Here is an 18,784-nt window from a genome sequence, read left to right as displayed (position 1 = left end):
TGAACCCAGTCACTAAATTACAGAATGCCAATTAAACTTTTCACTTCATAACACCAACACCTCGACAAGACACCAGCTCTTTACTGGTTAAATACAACCAAGACCGAACGGTAATTAATCCCGCAGTTCTTCGCCGTCGTCCTTGAACATCTGTTTGTCGAGGCCGTATTTTTTCATCTTTTCGTAAAGGGTTTTGCGCCCAAGTCCCATTTCTTCCTGGGCGTCCTTGAGCTTGCCCTTGTGACGGGAAAGAATTTCCCGAATCAGGGTTTCCTCGTAACGACTGACCTGTTCAGCCAGCGTGATACCGCTGCCCAGCTCGCCGGTTCGCAGCAGGCGGTCGAACGCCCGTTCGCCTCCCAACAGCACAAAACACTCGGCCAGGTTGCGTAACTCACGCACGTTACCCGGCCAGTCGTGAGCCAATAACTGCTGGCGCTGAGCGGAAGTCAACGCCTGTACTTCAGTGCCATAACGATTGGCCGAAGCCCAGACAAAATGCTCGAACAGCACCGGAATATCTTCGCGGCGATCCCGCAGCGGCGGAATATGCACCTGTACCACGTTAAGGCGGTAATAGAGGTCGAGGCGGAATTCGCCCTTGTCAGACAGCTCTTTCAGATCCACCTTGGTGGCGGCAACCACGCGAATATCCAGCGGAATCTGCTGGTTACCGCCAAGCGGCTCGACCTTTCGTTCCTCCAGCACCCTCAGCATCTTGATCTGCAACACCATCGGCATGCTTTCGATTTCATCGAGGAACAAGGTACCACCGTTGGCGTGCTGGAATTTTCCCACCCGTTTTTTGCCAGCACCGGTAAAGGCACCGGCTTCGTGGCCAAACAGCTCGCTTTCAATCAGGCTTTCAGGGATTGCGCCGCAGTTAATTGCCACAAACGCCTTGTCGCTGCGTTTGCTGTGGCTATGCAGATAACGAGCAACCAGCTCCTTGCCGCAGCCGGTTTCGCCGTGAATCAACACGTCAGCCGGGGTGTCCTTGATGTAGTTGAGTGTATCGCGCAGCTTTTTGACGTCCAGGTGATTGCCGATAATGCGCGGCCCAGGTCGAGACTGTACTTCCACTTCCTGCCGCAAACGGCGGTTTTCCAGCGTCAGCAGACGTTTTTCGTAGGCTCGCTGTACAGTCTCCAGCAGCTGTTCGGTTGGAAAAGGCTTCTCAAGGAAGTCATAGGCGCCGTTGCGCATGGCTTCGACCGCAATCGACACATCGCCATGGCCCGTCAGCATAATGATTGGCAGATCCGGGTCGATCAGCCGAATTTCCCGCATCAATGCCATGCCATCCATCACCGGCATATTGATATCGGTGATCACCACCCCACTCCAGTCAGCGCGAATACAGGCCAGCGCCTCTTTGCCATTGGGCGCGGTGATTACCTCGAAACCTTCGATCACCAGCGTCTGGCTGAGCGCCTTGCGAACGCTATCCTCATCGTCGACAACCAATACTTCAATCATGCCGTTGCCCCGCTGTATTTACGCAGTGTCATCACAAATACGGTTCCTCCGCTGGCCGCTGTTTCTGCCGTCAGGCTGCCAGCCAGTGTTTCAACAATTCGCCGGGAAAGCGCCAGGCCAACCCCCAGGCCTTTGCGCTTGGTGGTAAAAAAGGGTTCAAAAATCCGGCTCTGCAATTCAGGAGCAATCCCCGGGCCATTGTCAGCCACCAGCAGACGCAGCTGTTCACCGGCATCTTCGACCTGCACATGAATGCGGGGATGCGGCTGGTCTTCCATGGCTTCCGAGGCGTTGGTCATCAGATTGATCAAGACCTGCTGGATCTGTACCGGCTCACACAGAATAGCCTGATCAAAATGGGTGGAATCCACCACAAGCTCGACGCCGGCCTTGTTCAGCAAGGGCCGCATGATGGCAACCGAGGCATCAACAATCTCGCCCAGCGGCACCGCCCGTGGTTCTGGTGGCGACTTGCGGGCAAACACTTTCAGCCGCGAAACAATGGAGTGCATCGAACCCGTGATTTGCAGAATTTCATCCAGATTATCGTCGACCATATCCTGACGACCGCGCTGCAACAGCTTCTTGCTGTTTTCAGCATAGGTCTGCAGCGCCAACAAAGGCTGATTGAGTTCGTGATTGATGCCAGCCGACAACTCCCCCAACACCGCCAGCTTGGCGGTCTGGATCAGCTGATCCTGAGTGGCTTCCAGCTCGCTTTGGGTCTGGCGGTAATGCTCCACCAGCTGTTGTAGCTCGGTGTTGGAAGTTGTCAGTTCAGAAGTCAGGTTGGCGACCCGCCGCTCCAGTTCGGAGTTCATGGTCTTGACGTGTGCCTGCACTTCCAGCCGCTTGCGCCAGTACAGCCATAGCACCATCAAGAGGCCGTACAGCAAGGTGAAATAGGTGCAGTATTCAAGCGTGCGGCGCAGCAGTTCGACTCGCGGCATAACCGCAAACAGGTGCCAGCCAGCGTTACGAATCAGGCTACGACCTACCAGATAACGCTGGATAATGCCGTTGGAAACCAGGCTGATATAAGCATCGTTAAAAACATCCTGCCCCTTGCTGCCTACCGTCACCAGCGGCATCAGAGTGGCCTCGCCATAATGCTCTGACTTGCGTACGGCCCGGCGCAGCTCATCCGATACCAACGACAGCATCCGTAATTCCCAGTCCGGGTTCGACGCCGCAAAGACCACCGAGTCATAACCAACCAGCAAATAATCATGCTTGTGCTGATCAACCAGCTTTAGCAGAGGTTCGAGCAGGATTTTCACCACGGCCACCCCAATTACCCGGCCATCGGCCATCACCGGCGAGGAAAAATAATAGCCACGCTCATTGGTGAGCATCCCAACCGCATAATAAGAGCCGTTTTCCCCCAGTAAGGCTTGCTGAAAATAGGGTCGAAAACCAAAGTCATGGCCAACAAAGTTGTTTTTGTCCGGATAGTTGCTGGCCCCAATCACAATGCCGTGAGGGTTCATCACAAACAGTTCGTCACTGCCGAGACTCTGATTGGTCATGGTTAAAAAGCGGTTGAGCCGATCAAGTCCCTCTGGCGTGGCATCAGCCAGCACTTCGCGCAGGGTTTTCAGGTTGGCGACCGATTCGGCAATACCGGCGTATTCATCCAGTGCCGTACGCAGGGTTGCGGCAGATTCATCAGCCTCCATTTTCAGCTCCGCCAGGGCTTCGCGTTCGGTAAAGCTCCAGCTGGTCATCACCACGCTGAGCACACCCACCAGCCAGATAAACACCAGAACGATGACCGACAAAGCCGTCGAACGAACGGCGAAACGGGATTCATTGATCAAGGATTGCGGTACTGCCTCAGTCATGAGTGGAGTTCGACCCATTTATTATTTTTTACGTGGTGATCTCCACCCCGGCGAGGTGAAAATGTACCATAGCATCCGGTATCCGCTCGCTGGGCGAACACCTGTTCGAAATTTTGTGGCACGGGTTTTACGCTCTCAACCCGCTGCCCGACAAATCGTGCCGGAATCGCCTGAAGCCAGAAGCAATGCGGGATGCAGCGTTTCCGGGTGCGACCGATCCAACCAACACCCGAGTCAGGGTAAGCGTATTTGGCTGCCTTGGCAAAAAGCAAAAAAGTTCCATCTGATTTGTATTGGCACGCTGACTGCTATGTCAGCAATCAGCGACCGGACGCAAGCTGTTTGCCCCGTCAGCGTATCAAAACAAATATAAGATTGAGGAAATACAATGAAAGCCTTCGTTGCTGCCACCGTTCTGGCCTGCGCAAGCCTGCTGCCATTTCAGCAAGCTGCTGCCAAACCCATCGAAATCAAATTTTCTCACGTTGTGGCTGAAAACACGCCCAAAGGTCAAATGGCGCTGAAGTTCAAGGAACTGGCTGAAGCCGCCTTGCCAGGCCAGGTTGAGGTCAAGGTTTACCCTAACTCCCAGCTGTTCACCGACTCCACTGTGCTGCAGGCAATGCAGCTGGGTGATGTTGAAATGGCTGCCCCGGCGTTGTCCAAGTTCCAGAAATACACCACCAAACTGCAACTGTTTGACCTGCCATTCCTGTTCAAGGACATCGAAGCCGTTGATCGTTTCCAGCAAAGCCCTGAAGGCCAGAAGCTGCTGAAATCAATGGAAGGCAAGCTGCTGGTTGGCCTGGGTTACCTGCACAACGGCATGAAACAACTGACGGCCAATGATCCGATTCGTACCCCGGCTGACATTTCCGGCAAGAAGTACCGCATCATGACTTCCGACGTACTGCAGGCGCAGTTCGAGGCCGTGCAGGCAATTCCGCTGAAAAAACCGTTCTCTGAAGTCTTCACGCTGCTGCAAACCAAGGCGATCGACGGACAGGAAAACACCTGGTCTAACATCTATTCAAAGAAATTCTTTGAAGTTCAGAAATACGCCACCGAAACCAACCACGGTCTGCTCGACTACATGGTCGTGACCTCCTCTGAATTCTGGTATGGCCTGCCTGACGATGTTCGCAACAAACTGAAAGTCGCCATGGACGAAGCCATCGTTTACGGCAACAAGATCGCGCTGGAAAAAGATTCCGAAGATCGCCAGCAAATCATCGACTCCGGCAAGACCGAAGTCATCAAGATCTCTGCTGAAGAACGCCAGCAGTGGGTCGAAGCCATGAAACCCGTCTGGAACATGTTTGCTGACGAGATTGGTGCCGACCTGATTGGTGCCGCCCTCGAAGCCAACAATTAATCGCTGACGCGAGCAAAAACTTTCCGTAGCGCCGGAGCCAGCCTGGCTTCGGCACAACGGACTCCCCTGATCCTTCTCTGAACACGCTGCAACCGCATGGCTTGCAGGCGCGGCCTTGTCACGCCTGTCAATCCGCTGCGCCAGCCAGTGAGGGTCAGTCACGTGCGTAAACCGGCTAACCACCGGCCAATAAAAACAAACCAACAACACACGACCCTGAGAGCGTTATTTATGAAAATGACTCCTGTGACTACGGCCTCTGTCGCCACACGCATCACGACAACAACAGCAACCATTCTGTCCCTGGCGCTGATGACGGCTTCTGCCTATGCCGCCGAACCGAAAGTCGACTTTTATGGCTCTGTCCGCATCGCGCTGGATAAAAAAGAAGAAGCCATGTCGAGTGAAGATGAACTGTCACGCATCGGCGTTAAAGCCAGCAAGGAACTGGATAACGGCCTGACCGCCGTCGCCCAAGTCGAGTATGAAATTGGTTACGACCAGAAAGCTCCGCTCGAACTGCGTCTGGGCTACCTGGGCCTGAAAGGCAGCTTTGGTGAGATCTACCACGGTTCGCAAACCACCGTCTGGCACAAGTTCGTGCGCGGCGCCTACTTCAGCGACGGTGCCGACAGCTTGCGTATGTACACCATCCGCGACGATGGTCTGACCCAGTACTACTACAAAAACGGTGGTTTCACCTTTGGTGCCGGTGTGCAAACCGAAGACAAGGACGGCAATAACGTCGACACCATCCAGGCCGGTGCCGAGTATAAAATGGGGGCCTTCAAAGGCCAGATCGCCTACGTACAAGACAAAAACAACGCTGGCCGTAATGGCGACAAGGACGCCGGCTTGCTGGGTGCCCGCGTGTGGTACAACAAGGACGGCCTGACCCTGTCCGCCTTTACCCATCGCGCCGACAAGAACTTCGACTACAAAACCAGCAACATCTGCGCTGGCGAAGACACAAGCACCAATGGCGTTTACGGCGGCTACAAAACCGGCGCCCACCTGGTTCATGCCCGCTACGCCGTTAACAGCTGCGATGGCCAGGATCGTGAATCCATCAAGGCCGAATACGTTCACTACCTCGACAAGGCGTTCCAGGTTTGGGCCTCATTCGAACAACTGGACGATGCCAACGGCAGCAGCACCAGCAGTGACTATATGCAGCTGGGCGCCCGTTTCGATTTTTAAGGCGAGCCTGATTCTGTAAACCAGAGTCCCGGCATGCCGGGACCCTGCTCCAAACCTTGCCCAATCCGTAACACCCAGCCAAAGGAACAGATATGAAACTGCCTAAATTACTGACACTGCTGCTACCTTGCTGGCTGGCCGCCTGTGCTGGCAGCAGTCTGAAGCCGGAGTCTGGCGTCAGCATAGGTAACGGTACTATTAACATCGAAGTGCCATCGACTCTGAACGTGCTGTCCGTCAACGGCCATAATTTGAACTCGCCCAACCTCTACACCGGCAACTACCAGCTCAAGGTCAACCCCGGCAGCCAACGTATCGTGGTTCGTTATGAAGCCAATTGGAACAGCACCGACGAATCCGGTTATTACATCCAGTCAGCACCGGTCGCAGTTGATTACGAATTCCGCTCAGACGGCAGTTATCGACTGCAGCACCCGGCTATCGCCAACCGCGACCGGGCACTTGCCATGCAAACCAGCCCGGAAATCTGGCTGCAAACCCAGAGTGGCCGCATTGATGGCCAGGCCGTGATCGAACAAACCGATCAGGTCAGTTATCTGGTGAGTGGCGAGGAAAAAACCGAAGTCACCCGATTGGAACAGCTGCAGGACTTGTGGAACGCCAGTTCAGCCACCGAGCAACAAGCCTTTCGGGAGTGGCTACAACAGCACTAACACTTGAAGGCCAGCCAGTGCTGCCAACGCTGCTCAGCGCTTTCGACGCTTGCGGAGGCATTCGTTGAAGACAACCAGACTGGCAACTCATGCTGTTGCCAGTGCTGCAGCATTTCCCACTCGGCACCGCCCTGCTGCCGGACTTGCAGCAACTTCTGCAAAGATTCCGCTGCCGCTCGGCTATCACCGGCCGGGTAACGACACAGCAACGGATACTGTTCCTGATAGCAGAGATCATCCGGCACCAGGGGTAAGCAGCCCATTGCCGCAGCTTCCAGCATCGACAGCCCCTGAAATTCGTGACAGGCAGTGCTCACCGCAATATCCGCCCGCTCCAGCCAAAGCCAATAGTCGGCCCGACTGACCTTGCCATCGACCACAATCTGATCGGCAAACTGCTCGCGTATTTGCTGCAACACGGCTGGCGTTTTAGCGGCACGCGGCCCTAACAGCGCCAGCTGAAATGGTTGCCCGACAGCCTGCAGTTGCTGCAGCAATTCGAGAAATCTCTCTGGACACTTGTCGTACTCCCAGCGATGACTCCAGAGAATCAGCGGAGCTTCAGCATAGGCGTTCTTGAAAGATAACGGTATAAAATCATTAGACTCAACAACCACAGGCAGCCAGCTGGATTTGGCCGCCAACTCATTTGTCACTTCAGGCGGCACAAAATCCGGCAACTTCTTTAGTAACGCCGCCAGCCCAGCCAGAAAGGACTGCTGATTAAAACGGGAGTTAAACAACAGCTCATCCGCCGCCAGTGCGCCGTACAGCTGCACCATTTGCGGATCTATCGAGCTGTGCTGGCCTTCACCTAGCGGATAGGCAAACTGGTTTTCGTGAAAATAATAGCTGCAGGGAATGTTCGCCAGTTCAGGCAGCAGGCCTTTCAGAGTCGCCAGATCCACCATGCTGGTGGCCAGCAGCCGGTCCGGCTGCCACTCTTGCAACAGCGCCTTTAATTCCACCCGCCACGACAAGGGATTGCCACGAATCCGCCAGCGAAAATAACGCCCTGGCAATTCCAGAACCCGCCAGTCTGCGGCCAGGTTGCGCTGCAGCCAATCTGCCCAACTGGCATGGGAATCCGACCGATAGGCCGACAACAATAGAATTCGGGGACAACGAACAGTCACTGGGCGCTCATGGGAATCAACCAACACAGCTCTGATTATTTCTATTCTGCCAGGGAATCCAACTCTTTTTGCTGCGTTGTAATTTGCGCACTCAGCTGGCTGATCTTGCTCTGATATTCCTGTTGGAGGGAGGTTATCTGTTCACTGACCGCAGCTCGACGATTTTCAGCGTTATTACCTGCGATACCATCATGCGTCTGCTGCAAACTATCGAGACGATTGGCCAGATCCTTTTTGAGCGTATCGAGTTTGTAGGTATTTTCACGCAACTCTCGCTGTAATTTCAGTTTGCGATTGTTACGCTCCAGCTCCTGCAAATGTTCATTGGCATCGCTGATATTACGATCACTGGCCGACGGGTCATTGGCATTCAGCCTGACCCCCTGCGTTTGGGTGTCATAACTACGTTGCTGCTGTAATGTGTAACCAGGCGGGCAGGTATCCTGAGTAAACAGCTTGCCACCGTGGGCATCCAGGCAAACATAGTAGTTACCTGCCCAGGCAGACAGACTGGAAACGCCCAGACAAGTCAGGACAACGCATTTCAAAACAGCAGTTTTCACCGAACTATCCTTCTATAAGTACCGTGCACAACCAATAATAAATACCAGCCGATGACGTACAAAGTCAGCTCATGTAAAATCTTGCGCCTTTTGTCGACTGGTCACATTTCCAGTCTCCCCAGAATGACATCCTGCAGCCCTGCGGCCGAATGAGAGCACTATGACCGATCAAACAGACATCAAGACCACCCCGGACACCAGAACCAACAGCGGCAAGGTTGGGTTTGTATCCCTCGGGTGTCCCAAAGCGCTGGTCGACTCAGAACGCATCCTGACCCAGCTGCGGATGGACAACTACGAAGTGGTTAACAGCTACGACGATGCCGACATCGTAGTGGTTAACACCTGTGGCTTTATTGACGACGCCAAACAGGAATCACTGGAAGCCATTCGCGAAGCCATGGCAGAAAACGGTAAGGTAATCGTCACTGGCTGTATGGGCAAAGGCAAAGATGCTGAAACCATTCGTGAACAAAATCCGAACATTCTGGCGATCACCGGCCCGCAGGCTTACGAAGAAGTCATGACTGCCGTGCACGAATGGGTGCCGCCAGTGAAAAAAGAACATGATCCCTTTACCGATCTGGTGCCACCACAGGGCGTAAAGCTGACACCGCGTCACTACTCTTACCTGAAGATTTCAGAAGGCTGTAACCACAGCTGCACCTTCTGCATCATTCCGGACATGCGCGGCAAACACGTATCCCGCCCAATCGGTGATGTACTGGACGAAGCCAAACGCCTGGTCGACGCCGGCACCCGCGAACTGCTGGTGATCTCGCAGGATACCTCTGCCTATGGTGTCGATCTGAAATACCGCACCGGTTTCTGGGACGGCAAGCCGGTTAAAACCAAACTCTTCGACCTCTGTAACGAACTTGGCAATATGGGTGCCTGGGTGCGTCTGCACTATGTCTACCCCTACCCGAGCGTCGACGATGTGCTGCCATTAATGGCGGAAGGCAAGGTACTGCCGTATCTGGATATTCCGTTCCAGCACGCCAGCCCGCGTATTCTGAAACTGATGAAACGCCCTGCCCACGCCGAAAACACCCTCGAACGCATCAAGAAATGGCGTGAAGTGGTACCAGAGCTGGTGATCCGCTCCACCTTCGTGGTTGGCTTCCCGGGCGAAACCGAAGAAGACTTCCAGATCCTGCTCGACTGGCTGGAAGAAGCTGAACTCGACCGTGTTGGCTGCTTCAAATACAGCCCGGTCGACGGCGCCAAGGCCAACGAACTGCCAGACCATGTACCAGAAGACATCCAGCAACAGCGTTACGACCGCTTTATGCAGGCCCAACAGGTAATCAGTACCCGCAAGCTGCAACGCAAGGTTGGTAAGGTCATGCCGGTAATCATTGACGAAGTCGATGAAGAAGGCGCTATTGGCCGCACCATGGGCGACGCTCCGAACATCGACGGCATGGTGTACCTGAACGAATTCTTCGAGTGCGAACCTGGCGATATTATCGACGTGGAAATCGAACACGCCGACGAATATGACCTGTGGGGTTCCCCGGTGATGCACGCAACCGGGTTTGAAGACGACAGCGACGAAGAATAAGTAGCTCTATTCAAGCGAAAAACAAAATCAGCGGGCCATAAACAGCCCGCTGATTTTTTATGGAAAGCCACCCATTTACTGATATGAAAAAAGCCGACAAGAAAACCTACCAGAATACCGACAACGCCATCATCAAAGCCCTCACCAACGTCTGCGACATTGCCCAGATCGAATCCGAAGGCTTTAAATGGCTGACACATACCGTCAACTATCACCAGTTCCCCGCCTCACTCGTCGTGCTCTGCGTCTATAACACCAACCTCGATCTGGCACTGGCCGACAAAGACCAGATCTACGCCCTTATAAAACACCACCTGGACGCCATCGACATCCAATTGAAAGACATCCCAAAACATGTTCGTTTTGATACCGAAGAAGCCTGCAAGGCCAGTCATAGTGGAAAATGGGCCGAGCGGTTGCATTGATTCAGACATACAATCACGACAACGCCATCCCCCTCATAGCAATCAACACCACGGGTACTCCAGGCACCTGTCAGCAATACCTCTTTTAGTGGGAAAATCTGTATATATAACCTGCATATCGATCAACAACAGAGCCAGCGTGCGTGGTTTATCCGAATGCTTGCTCACTTACTCCGGCACTGCTAACGTAACTTCCTGATACCAAAGGCCTTCTGTAGAAGGTTTACAAGTTAATGCGCACGCCAAAACGAGTTAATGCGCATGCTCGATTTGCCGGACAAGGAATTTTAGAAAAAGGATTTTTGGGTTTATGCCTCAATTAGTTAGCACCGCATTCTCGAAGGATCCTCACCCAGAAAGTGCGCATGCGCACTAATAAACTGTTAGCTGCCAAGGACACTTATGGAGGAGTCTATGCTAAGTCCATGGGTTAGAATACCTTCAGGAATAGTTCTCTTTTTTATAAACTTGTTGTGCTTACTCGGCGTAATCGCAATGCCTATGGCTGTGGATGAAGAGAAATTTCTATTCGGCATACTAATCACAACTGTTTGTGCAATCTTAAATGCATGGCTGTTTATTAAGTGTTTTCAACTCATTTTCAACCTTAATGCTAGGAATGGACTAATCAGTCCTTTTGGCTTCAGAGTTGCAGCTGTTATGTATATGCTACTTCCAATTGTTGGTATTTTTACTGGCTACTATAGTCAGCATGGCTGGCTAGCTGTGGTTCAAGCAGGTATCTACTACTTCATTGGTATATCGTTACTTTCATATGCCAAACAAAGGACAAGCAGATTGGCAGCTAACAAACCGCTGTAGTCGTGCGCTGCGCGCACTGGGACAAAAACACGCAGGCTCCCAGTCGCTTCGCTCCTAATTCTAGCCTGCGTATTTTTGCCCCTAAGCGGGGCGTTAGCAGTTCTAGTGCGAGAGAAGATGAGAGTACTAATTTATCCGTTTAGCTTTTTGGCCTTTGCGCCAGCAATGCTCTTGTTCATGGCCGGCATGATATTGATTGTTCCGGCAACTGTAATTGATTTGTCTAAAGGACATTTTTCAACCCTTCTATATTTATCGCTTCTACTTGGAGGTGGGGCTGGTCTTGCTTCGGCGCTGCTAGTAACTTTTGATGTAGCTGGTAAGCCGTTAGTAGAGTCTTATTTATGGTTAAAGCGTCTAGGTTTAATAATTGGTGTCGTTTCAGAGCTTGTAGTTTTAAGTATTTTCTCACCAGATAAGGAGCCATTTTTACACTACTGGCTACCGCAGTTGGTGGGCGGAGTAGTTTTGCTTGGGCTTTCATTCAGCGTCACTGCTAACAAGTCAAATCAGCAAGGGCCTTCGGCCGGGACGCGCTAACGCGCGCCCCTGTTTGAAACGTCATATGACTAAGGAAGCCGAACATTGAAACAGTTTGAACAATTTGTATGGCACGATCTTCCTGTTCAGGAAATAACTTTCAGTGCCATCGGATTGAAGCTAGTTGTAACTCCATATAATGAGAATGCTGAAGAATACGATAAGTACTGTCTCGAACTCGAAGGGAATTTTGTGTATTCGCTACAAGGCTCTTTCACTTCAGATTCATTAGAACAGCTTGAAGTCGCAACGCTGAATTACGATCTACTTGAAAATGGCACCATTTCTGGAAAGCTTGGCTTGCTGCCCGGCGATGACGGTTATTGGACGATTAGCTTTCAAAGTGCAATGTGGAAGCTCTATCAAGTCACATAACAAGGCCAAACATAAGGAATAGCCACACATGGAGGAGTCTGTGCAGAGAGAAAAATTGGCAATGCTAGGCAGTGGGATTCTTTTTGGATTAGCAATAGTTTTTTTGCCCAATCAGTTTCTATTCTCGAAGACCGTGCCCACTTCATTTTGGACAGAGCATTTCCCTCTACCTTTTGGGGCCGGTTGGTTCATTACATTCGTTACTTTAGTTCCGGTCGTCTGGATAAATAAGTCAGTATTGATTGCTATCAAAGGCTCTATCTCATCCTTGTTGCCGTCCATGTTAGTGGCAGTTCCAATATCGCTAACGGTTATCGGGGGTACGCTGTCACCCAATAACTTGCTAAATCAGTATCTTTGGGTAGGTATCATTTGCATTCCGCCTTTGATTTTCCAAATCATTTTGCGGCGATTCTCATGTTTTTATGCGGACAAATGGCTAACGAAGCGCTGCGCTGATCGAGTATGAAAGACGAAAAATTTCCAGCAAGACTACACGTTCTAGTTGCGCGAGACAGTAAGCGGGCTGTCGTAATACGGAGAGGACCTTCGAAGTCCACTTGTATTCTCGCGTGGGATAGAAAGAAAAATACGTTCGAAGTGTCCCAGTGGCTTAAAGGCCGAATTTACGAAAGAAGGTCTGATATATCTCCCTCCGGAAAGCATTGGATATATTTTGCCATGAACGGCAAATGGGATTCTGAAGCGAAAGGATCATGGACTGCAATTAGCAGAACGCCTTGGCTTAAATCAGTATCTTTATATGCAAAAGGTGATTGTTGGCATGGAGGTGGCCTTTTCCTGGATGAAAAAGAGTTTTGGCTTAATGACGGTCGTGGCCATGAACAACTCATGGATTCTTCCGAGATTAAAAGAAATGAATCATATAAGCCCTCAAAACAATATGGCGGAGAGTGCCTTCACGTTTATTACAACCGACTTCAGCGAGATGGTTGGGTTTTGAAATCCATGAATGAGAAGGGGAAATGGCACTCCGAAACAGTATTCGAGAAATCATTACCGAAGAAATGGGTTCTGGTTAAGATCTGTCACCAGCAAGTATTTCAACCAAAAGGCAAAGGGTGCTATTGGGACGAGCATGAACTTAGAAATGAAGACAATGAAACGTTCAGCAGGTCAAATTGGGAATGGGCCGATTTGGTGGATGACTCAATTGTTTATGCTGATACCGGGTGTCTATATAAAATAACGATTATGAGCTCTATGAAATTGAGTGAACCTATACTTCTGCATGATTTTAATGAATATAAATTCGAAAACATTCAGGCGCCGTACTAAGATATGGGTTAACAAAGCGCTGTTATCAGGCTGGCTTTCCGCTGCGCTACAAACCAGTTCCAAACACAGGCGTTAACAATTCTATGTCGAAACCAATTACCACCTACTCCGCTGCCTGCCTGGTCACTATTATTCTGGGGCTATCCAGCCGATCACCAAACCTAGATTTGCCACTTTTTGTTCATCTGTACGTTGGCGATTTTCTCTGGGCCATGATGGTTTATTTTGGTTGATGCCTGATCACAACGAAATGGCGGTTTCGCAGCCAGATTGCAGCAGCCTTGCTGTTTTCCTACGGGATTGAGTTCTCCCAGTTCTACCACACCGACTGGATCGATAGCATTCGTGCCACCACCATCGGTGGTCTGGTGTTGGGGTTTGGTTTTCGCCTCAGCGATCTGGTCTCCTATACACTGGGCGTAGGAACAGGAGCAGCAATCAACCGGTATCTGCTAAAAAAACCGGGTAATTCATACCACCAGCAGAGCAGCTGATCGACAAACACTCCTACATGGCAATTGCCCTGTTCCGCTTTTTAACCATCCACACAGGATATTTCTGGCCATACCTGCGATCTGACAAAACTGCAAAAAATCCTTTTCAAAGCGCTAAAGCCGTCTCATTTGCGGTCATCTGAAAACCTTATATTTGCTTCCCCAAGTAAATTTCGGATCACGCATGAGCCATATTTTCAGCCCCGTCATCGGCATTTTTACACTGGTGACAATTTTCACAATGCAAGATTGTAGCGCCCTGGAAGCAGATGCAGGCATTTGCAGCAGCTTCACCCTCACCCAAATGCCTGGTGAAATGCTTGCAGGTACCGATATTCACCCACTGCCCTCAACATCTCAAAAGCCCATTGACGAGGGTAATTATTATTCAGACATTGGCGGAGCTGAGGTTTGGCTAACTATCTCTAAATCTTCAGGTTTACACTACCAAGTGGAAATAACTTATATAGAATCCGGAATACCAGCTGAACATTACAGGTCTCTCGATCTCTGCAAGTCCAAAAACACATTACAAAGCAAAGAGATATTAATAAAAGCCACCACTGATGGGATTTTACTAATATCAGACCTAAACAAAACACCATTCCTGCCAGAAGGAATTTGGCTATATCTGATACCGAAGCCTGTAAGCAAGCGGCTGATATAATCGCGGAACTATCACAGATACTATGACAAGGAGTACCATGAGGCACATTCTGATATACAGCATCGCCTGTATTACCACCATCATGCTAGGGCTATCCAGCCGATCACCAAATCTGGATTTGCCACTTTTTGTTCATCTGTACGTTGGTGATTTTCTCTGGGCCATGATGGTTTATTTTGGCTTCTGCCTGATCACGCCGAAATGGCGGTTTCGCAACCAAATTTCAGCGGCCTTGCTGTTTTCCTACGGGATTGAATTCTCCCAGTTTTACCACGCTGACTGGATCGACAGCATTCGTGCCACCACCATCGGCGGTCTGGTGTTGGGGTTTGGTTTTCGCCTCAGCGATCTGGTCGCCTATACACTGGGGGTAGGAACAGGAGCAGCAATCAACCGGTATCTGCTAAAGAAACCGGGTAATTCATACCACCAGCAGAGCAGCTGATCGATCAACACTCCACCATAGCATTTGCCCTAAGGGTCCTTTGGCGTTATGAAACGAAGCTGGACAAGCAACCTGGATCTGGGCCGAGCTGATATCTTCGACTAAATCAATCGGTTAAAACACAATACGACTTTTGACTCGTTCAGCACACTAATGCAAGATCAAGGAGGACATACCCCTACTAGCAACAACCTGACAAAAACCAAACAGACATACCCGATATAAAAAGACGAATAGAGATATAGGCGGGTATTTTTACACTCCGCATAGAAAATCTTATTTTTGCTTATCGACGAGGAAAATTACGCTCCCAAAAGACCAACCAAGTACCATTAATAATCTAAAAACAGCATTCTAAATAACCAGAACAACAAAAATACAAATCATATAACAACTCTCTGACAATCCTTCGAAGTAAGCCGATTCCTTGACATGTCGGATAAAAACTCCTGTGTACTGCACACCCATTTCCATGAACAAAGCTTCTAAATACATCGATTAACCAACAAGGTATTGATAATACTGACAACATAGTTATCCTACTGACCTGTTCGAAATCTGAGCAATAAATCATCGTCTAAAATAGCTTTCGAATAGACATTCCATGACTCTTTGTTAGCCATCTTTACGATAAATTTAGGAAATAACCCAACAGATAGTCGAAATTCGTAAGACCATGATTTCATAAAACGGATTTTCGCTGCATTCCTGCCTGAGTTATACAAATAAACACCAGAAAAGGAATCTCAATATGCCTCAAGACACCGATACTCCATCTATTGAATGGAGCGATCTGGAAACCTGGATACAAAATTTCGCACCACGAATCTACTTCCACTCAGATGAGGTATTTTTTGATGAAGATGCATCAAGCTATGTCAATAACGCAAATGTAGGACTCTTTACCGCCACGCCAGACGAGCATGGCAAACCTGCAATTAACCCCCAGCAAGTAGACAAAAACACAAACCTCACCAACGACAGCAACAATACTCATAATTCCTATATTGGTTTAATAAATGCCGACCCCACATCGGACGCGTTCAAGGAAACAACCAGTGGAGTGCCCGGTCCCTTCACCAATAGTAAATGCTACGTCCACGTTCTGGGTGTCAACGACAGTTACATCGAACTTCAGTATATGTTCTTCTCCCCATTCAACGGCGGAGCTACCGTTCGCTTTGACGCGGGTTGGTGGGGCTCAGACGCCACAGTAAGCCTGAACGATACAGGTGTTGGTTCTCACGAAGGAGATTGGGAACATATAACCGTCCGAATATCCCTGACCGGCGAGTTCATCGCTGCGTGGTATGCAGCTCATTCAGGGGGGAGGTGGTGCACACCCGAACAGGTACAGGGTACTTCCGGGGGAGCCACCCATCCTGTCGTTTACTGTGGGTTGAGGACTCATGCCTCATATCCCTCTCCAGGAACACAAAAAATTTATGCCAAAAAAGAAGTTACTGATAAAGATGGCAATGTCCAGTACAAGATAATGGTGGACCCCTCATTTCACCTTGCACCACTCAATGTAACGATTGGTGTCTGCGATTTGACTGAAAACGCCATGAACGCCAAGTATGGTCCATGGAATACCTGGGAGGGAGCAAATGGTGACAGTACCCTCGGGCCAGATCTGTGTGTATTGGCGATTGACGGTCTCACTGTGACAGGGGGAAATCCGCCCCAAGCTCCAGACTGGCTTGACTTTGGCGGCTTATGGGGGGGGCCGTTTACGGTGAAATATAGCTACAGTGATCTTATCAGTCTGGCACATTCCTTCGTCGCTGCGTTTGCCAAAGCGAACCCGATTGCTTTTGCTATTATCCTTGCTGTTGTTGCAGGGATTACCAGCCCTATTATCTATATTTTTGGTTGGCTTACAGTTCTTTTCGGCTCTGGAACAACCGCCGCACTGGCCCTTGCTTACGCTCATTATTACGCTAACGGGATTACTTCGTACGGCCCCACTCCACCAACGTCCAAGTCTTACTGGAAGCGAGGCGAAGAAGTTCCTTACAGTCCTGAATCACAGCAAATGATGTATGGGAAAAAACAGGTCAGCATAATGTTCTCCCCTAGCTTGACCGTCACCAGTCCGCTAGCCAAATCCGTCAACGATCATTTCAAAAACAACCAGCTATTCGCCTTCTACAGCGACAGAAGCAATAACCTGTGGTTTCAATCATCTGACAACTCTAATACCAGCTGGAATACAAGAAGCAAGGTAACATCCACAAATGTCCACAGTTCTCCAGCCGCTGTATTCCATATGAATGCAAACCAGCAATGGGCTCGCTTGTATGTTTTTTACCAAAGGGCTGACAAATCTATCAACTATAGCCATACAAGCGATCCAGGAGGCACCAGCAACTGGACGGATGCTGCCGTATCAGGAACAAGCGACAAAAAGATGCTTTATAACAGCTCGCTGTCCGCAGCGGTAATGGATGGAAAGATGTATTTGGTATACCGAGATACCAACAAACACTTCCGAATGATCAGCGGCGATATCAAGGAAGATAACGGTGCCAGTATCGATAACTGGCAATTCGTCACACCGAACGACCAAGACTCAGGAGCCCCCTATGATCTTGGAACAATGGATTCGAACCCCTATATTGTTGTGACTGATGACGGCCAGAGATTGCTTTTATCTTACACTCAAAACAATCAGCCATACCTGCGGGAATGTTATTGGAAGGTAATCGAGAAAGATGCCAACGGCGATAGCGCCCATGCAACCCACGAACTGACATGGGGACAAGCGTCCACACTTCCCAAAGATAATCTGGTAGCAGGAAGCTCTGCACAACCGGTGATCGTCGATGGTGTTACTTATCTGGTATACAGGATAAGTAATCCACCAAATAACGCGCTTACGAACATCTATTATGTGACTGCCACTCCAGTCAACCAGCCAGATCAAAATACAAACCCATCACTTCAGTACACAATTAACTCCGCAACGGCACTTGGGATAGACATTGGCGCCGAATACAATCTCGGTTTGGTCTCAGGAATCGATGGTTCTATTCGTCTTCTGGTTCGAAAACAAGGTACTAACTTGCTGTATTTTTCAACGTCTTATCCTTATATCGCCCCATCGACCCAGGGGACCTAATGAGTGACGGGATGTAATTACGTCCCCTTTGAAATTTAACCAACACGCGCATGGCACAAACCATGCGCACGTTGTAGCCATATAACCGCAGATAAACGGCTATCGATCCTGAGGGCTTCGTTCATACCCAGATGTCATATCACTCGCAAGGCTCCTGACAAGCCCGGCAGGCCGTCCGGCGCGCCTTGTGTTTCTTGGGAAAATCTTCGCCGTCACCATATGCAATAAAATCATCGTAGTGACCGTGTGAGCGTTTGGCATTCTGCGGGTGCTTGATCGGGCACCAGTACCATTCCGTACGCCCGGCAATTTCGCTGGCATAGGCAAATACACCATTGGCGTAGTCGCAATAAACACAGTTCAGTTTCTGGAAAGCGTTGAGGTATTTGAGCTTGCCGCGCTCGATATTGATGTATTCGCTACGCCGCACCTGCGGGATCTTGTAGGCAGGAAAACAGATCCACTGATACAGGGTCACACAAACATCAACCACCACAACGGGGAAGATCAGCCCGTAAATCATCGGGGCTGTGATGGTAATCAGAAAGAAATGCCAGGGATTTTTTCTGATTCGGGTAAGCAGCGCCATGCTGACATCCTTTACAAAACACCTGGCGAAATAATACAGGGGACATCTATTTAATCCAGTGCCCACTCTGGGCTTCTGGATGGTTTCGAATCCCGAAGCCGGTTTGCAGGCCCTCTCTCCGAAAAAGACAGGGGTCAAGTCAAAAACCGGCGACACCGAGTCGGGA

At 50.1% G+C, this 18,784-nt stretch carries 18 protein-coding genes; 13 read left to right on the top strand and 5 right to left on the bottom strand.

All coding sequences use genetic code 11. From position 1 onward, the window contains the following. Positions 1 to 114: 114 nt before the first annotated feature. Together K6123_RS06195 and K6123_RS06190 are read right to left on the bottom strand one after the other, a co-directional pair. On the bottom strand, positions 115 to 1,479 hold the full coding sequence (locus K6123_RS06195) for a sigma-54-dependent transcriptional regulator (RefSeq protein ID WP_221795223.1): 1,365 nt from the start codon (positions 1,477 to 1,479) through the stop codon (positions 115 to 117). After that, the gene (locus tag K6123_RS06190) at positions 1,476 to 3,323 is read right to left on the bottom strand and encodes an ATP-binding protein (RefSeq protein ID WP_221795220.1); all 1,848 of its coding nucleotides are present in this window, start codon (positions 3,321 to 3,323) and stop codon (positions 1,476 to 1,478) included. Before K6123_RS06190 ends, K6123_RS06195 begins: the two co-directional genes overlap by 4 nt. Positions 3,324 to 3,711: 388 nt before the next feature. On the opposite strand from K6123_RS06190, the gene K6123_RS06185 reads away from it, so the two are divergent. The 3 genes from K6123_RS06185 (at position 3,712) to K6123_RS06175 (ending at position 6,572) form a co-directional block, all read left to right on the top strand. Continuing rightward, positions 3,712 to 4,698, top strand: a complete 987-nt coding sequence (locus K6123_RS06185) for a TRAP transporter substrate-binding protein (RefSeq protein ID WP_221795218.1) — start codon at positions 3,712 to 3,714, stop codon at positions 4,696 to 4,698. Positions 4,699 to 4,929: 231 nt separating this feature from the next. After that, the gene (locus K6123_RS06180) at positions 4,930 to 5,898 is read left to right on the top strand and encodes a porin (RefSeq protein ID WP_221795216.1); all 969 of its coding nucleotides are present in this window, start codon (positions 4,930 to 4,932) and stop codon (positions 5,896 to 5,898) included. Between the two features lie 92 nt (positions 5,899 to 5,990). Then, positions 5,991 to 6,572, top strand: a complete 582-nt coding sequence (locus K6123_RS06175) for a DUF2057 family protein (protein ID WP_221795214.1) — start codon at positions 5,991 to 5,993, stop codon at positions 6,570 to 6,572. Here the strand turns inward: K6123_RS06175 and K6123_RS06170 are convergent. Beyond that, entirely contained in the window at positions 6,569 to 7,708 is a 1,140-nt protein-coding gene (locus K6123_RS06170; protein ID WP_221795212.1) for a tRNA-queuosine alpha-mannosyltransferase domain-containing protein, read from the bottom strand. The genes K6123_RS06175 and K6123_RS06170 overlap by 4 nt on opposite strands. Before the next feature lie 41 nt (positions 7,709 to 7,749). After that, positions 7,750 to 8,271, bottom strand: coding sequence for a hypothetical protein (locus tag K6123_RS06165; protein ID WP_221795210.1), 522 nt, complete (start codon positions 8,269 to 8,271; stop codon positions 7,750 to 7,752). Between the two features lie 160 nt (positions 8,272 to 8,431). Here K6123_RS06165 and rimO point away from each other — a divergent pair, with 160 nt between their 5' ends. The 10 genes from rimO to K6123_RS06115 all read left to right on the top strand — a co-directional run bounded on the left by rimO (position 8,432) and on the right by K6123_RS06115 (position 18,029). Further along, the gene (rimO, locus tag K6123_RS06160; protein WP_221795208.1) at positions 8,432 to 9,838 is read left to right on the top strand and encodes a 30S ribosomal protein S12 methylthiotransferase RimO; all 1,407 of its coding nucleotides are present in this window, start codon (positions 8,432 to 8,434) and stop codon (positions 9,836 to 9,838) included. Between the two features lie 59 nt (positions 9,839 to 9,897). Next, a complete protein-coding gene (locus K6123_RS06155; RefSeq protein WP_246624638.1) occupies positions 9,898 to 10,263 on the top strand; it encodes a Fis family transcriptional regulator in 366 nt (121 codons plus the stop codon). A 414-nt stretch (positions 10,264 to 10,677) separates the two neighbouring features. After that, positions 10,678 to 11,085 carry a hypothetical protein gene (locus K6123_RS06150; protein ID WP_221795207.1) on the top strand — a complete coding sequence of 136 codons (408 nt, stop codon included), beginning with the start codon at positions 10,678 to 10,680 and terminating at the stop codon, positions 11,083 to 11,085. 117 nt (positions 11,086 to 11,202) lie between these two features. Then, entirely contained in the window at positions 11,203 to 11,625 is a 423-nt protein-coding gene (locus K6123_RS06145; RefSeq protein ID WP_221795205.1) for a hypothetical protein, read from the top strand. A 45-nt stretch (positions 11,626 to 11,670) separates the two neighbouring features. Next, positions 11,671 to 12,000, top strand: a complete 330-nt coding sequence (locus tag K6123_RS06140; RefSeq protein WP_221795203.1) for a hypothetical protein — start codon at positions 11,671 to 11,673, stop codon at positions 11,998 to 12,000. 681 nt (positions 12,001 to 12,681) lie between these two features. After that, entirely contained in the window at positions 12,682 to 13,299 is a 618-nt protein-coding gene (locus K6123_RS06135; RefSeq protein ID WP_221795201.1) for a hypothetical protein, read from the top strand. Positions 13,300 to 13,535: 236 nt separating this feature from the next. Beyond that, positions 13,536 to 13,793: a ribosomal maturation YjgA family protein gene (locus K6123_RS06130; RefSeq protein WP_281423916.1), complete on the top strand. Its 258-nt coding sequence runs from the start codon at positions 13,536 to 13,538 to the stop codon at positions 13,791 to 13,793. 184 nt (positions 13,794 to 13,977) lie between these two features. Further along, positions 13,978 to 14,460, top strand: coding sequence for a hypothetical protein (locus tag K6123_RS06125; protein WP_221795197.1), 483 nt, complete (start codon positions 13,978 to 13,980; stop codon positions 14,458 to 14,460). Between the two features lie 37 nt (positions 14,461 to 14,497). Beyond that, positions 14,498 to 14,905 (top strand): ribosomal maturation YjgA family protein, encoded by a 408-nt coding sequence (locus K6123_RS06120; protein ID WP_221795196.1) that lies wholly within the window; start codon positions 14,498 to 14,500, stop codon positions 14,903 to 14,905. Between the two features lie 751 nt (positions 14,906 to 15,656). Beyond that, complete coding sequence (locus K6123_RS06115) at positions 15,657 to 18,029, top strand: Vps62-related protein (RefSeq protein ID WP_221795194.1); 2,373 nt, start codon at positions 15,657 to 15,659, stop codon at positions 18,027 to 18,029. 139 nt (positions 18,030 to 18,168) lie between these two features. On the opposite strand, the gene K6123_RS06110 is transcribed toward K6123_RS06115, so the two are convergent. Beyond that, a complete protein-coding gene (locus tag K6123_RS06110; protein ID WP_221795192.1) occupies positions 18,169 to 18,618 on the bottom strand; it encodes a hypothetical protein in 450 nt (149 codons plus the stop codon). Between the last annotated feature and the right edge of the window lie 166 nt (positions 18,619 to 18,784).

Origin of the sequence: Oceanobacter mangrovi (assembly GCF_019740315.1) — a bacterium.
GTDB lineage: Bacteria > Pseudomonadota > Gammaproteobacteria > Pseudomonadales > Oceanobacteraceae > Oceanobacter > Oceanobacter mangrovi.
This window is presented reverse-complemented; position numbering and strand designations above follow the sequence as displayed.

Bases quoted from the DNA above. Each gene is read 5' to 3' on its own strand.
- K6123_RS06145 (WP_221795205.1), top strand. From the start codon at position 11,203: ATGAGAGTACTAATTTATCCGTTTAGCTTTTTGGCCTTTGCGCCAGCA.
- K6123_RS06120 (WP_221795196.1), top strand. From the start codon at position 14,498: ATGAGGCACATTCTGATATACAGCATCGCCTGTATTACCACCATCATG.
- K6123_RS06155 (WP_246624638.1), top strand. From the start codon at position 9,898: ATGGAAAGCCACCCATTTACTGATATGAAAAAAGCCGACAAGAAAACC.
- K6123_RS06125 (WP_221795197.1), top strand. From the start codon at position 13,978: ATGAGCCATATTTTCAGCCCCGTCATCGGCATTTTTACACTGGTGACA.
- K6123_RS06110 (WP_221795192.1), bottom strand. From the start codon at position 18,618: ATGGCGCTGCTTACCCGAATCAGAAAAAATCCCTGGCATTTCTTTCTG.
- K6123_RS06195 (WP_221795223.1), bottom strand. From the start codon at position 1,479: ATGATTGAAGTATTGGTTGTCGACGATGAGGATAGCGTTCGCAAGGCG.
- K6123_RS06185 (WP_221795218.1), top strand. From the start codon at position 3,712: ATGAAAGCCTTCGTTGCTGCCACCGTTCTGGCCTGCGCAAGCCTGCTG.
- K6123_RS06115 (WP_221795194.1), top strand. From the start codon at position 15,657: ATGCCTCAAGACACCGATACTCCATCTATTGAATGGAGCGATCTGGAA.
- K6123_RS06135 (WP_221795201.1), top strand. From the start codon at position 12,682: ATGAACGGCAAATGGGATTCTGAAGCGAAAGGATCATGGACTGCAATT.
- rimO (WP_221795208.1), top strand. From the start codon at position 8,432: ATGACCGATCAAACAGACATCAAGACCACCCCGGACACCAGAACCAAC.
- K6123_RS06175 (WP_221795214.1), top strand. From the start codon at position 5,991: ATGAAACTGCCTAAATTACTGACACTGCTGCTACCTTGCTGGCTGGCC.
- K6123_RS06150 (WP_221795207.1), top strand. From the start codon at position 10,678: ATGCTAAGTCCATGGGTTAGAATACCTTCAGGAATAGTTCTCTTTTTT.
- K6123_RS06190 (WP_221795220.1), bottom strand. From the start codon at position 3,323: ATGACTGAGGCAGTACCGCAATCCTTGATCAATGAATCCCGTTTCGCC.
- K6123_RS06180 (WP_221795216.1), top strand. From the start codon at position 4,930: ATGAAAATGACTCCTGTGACTACGGCCTCTGTCGCCACACGCATCACG.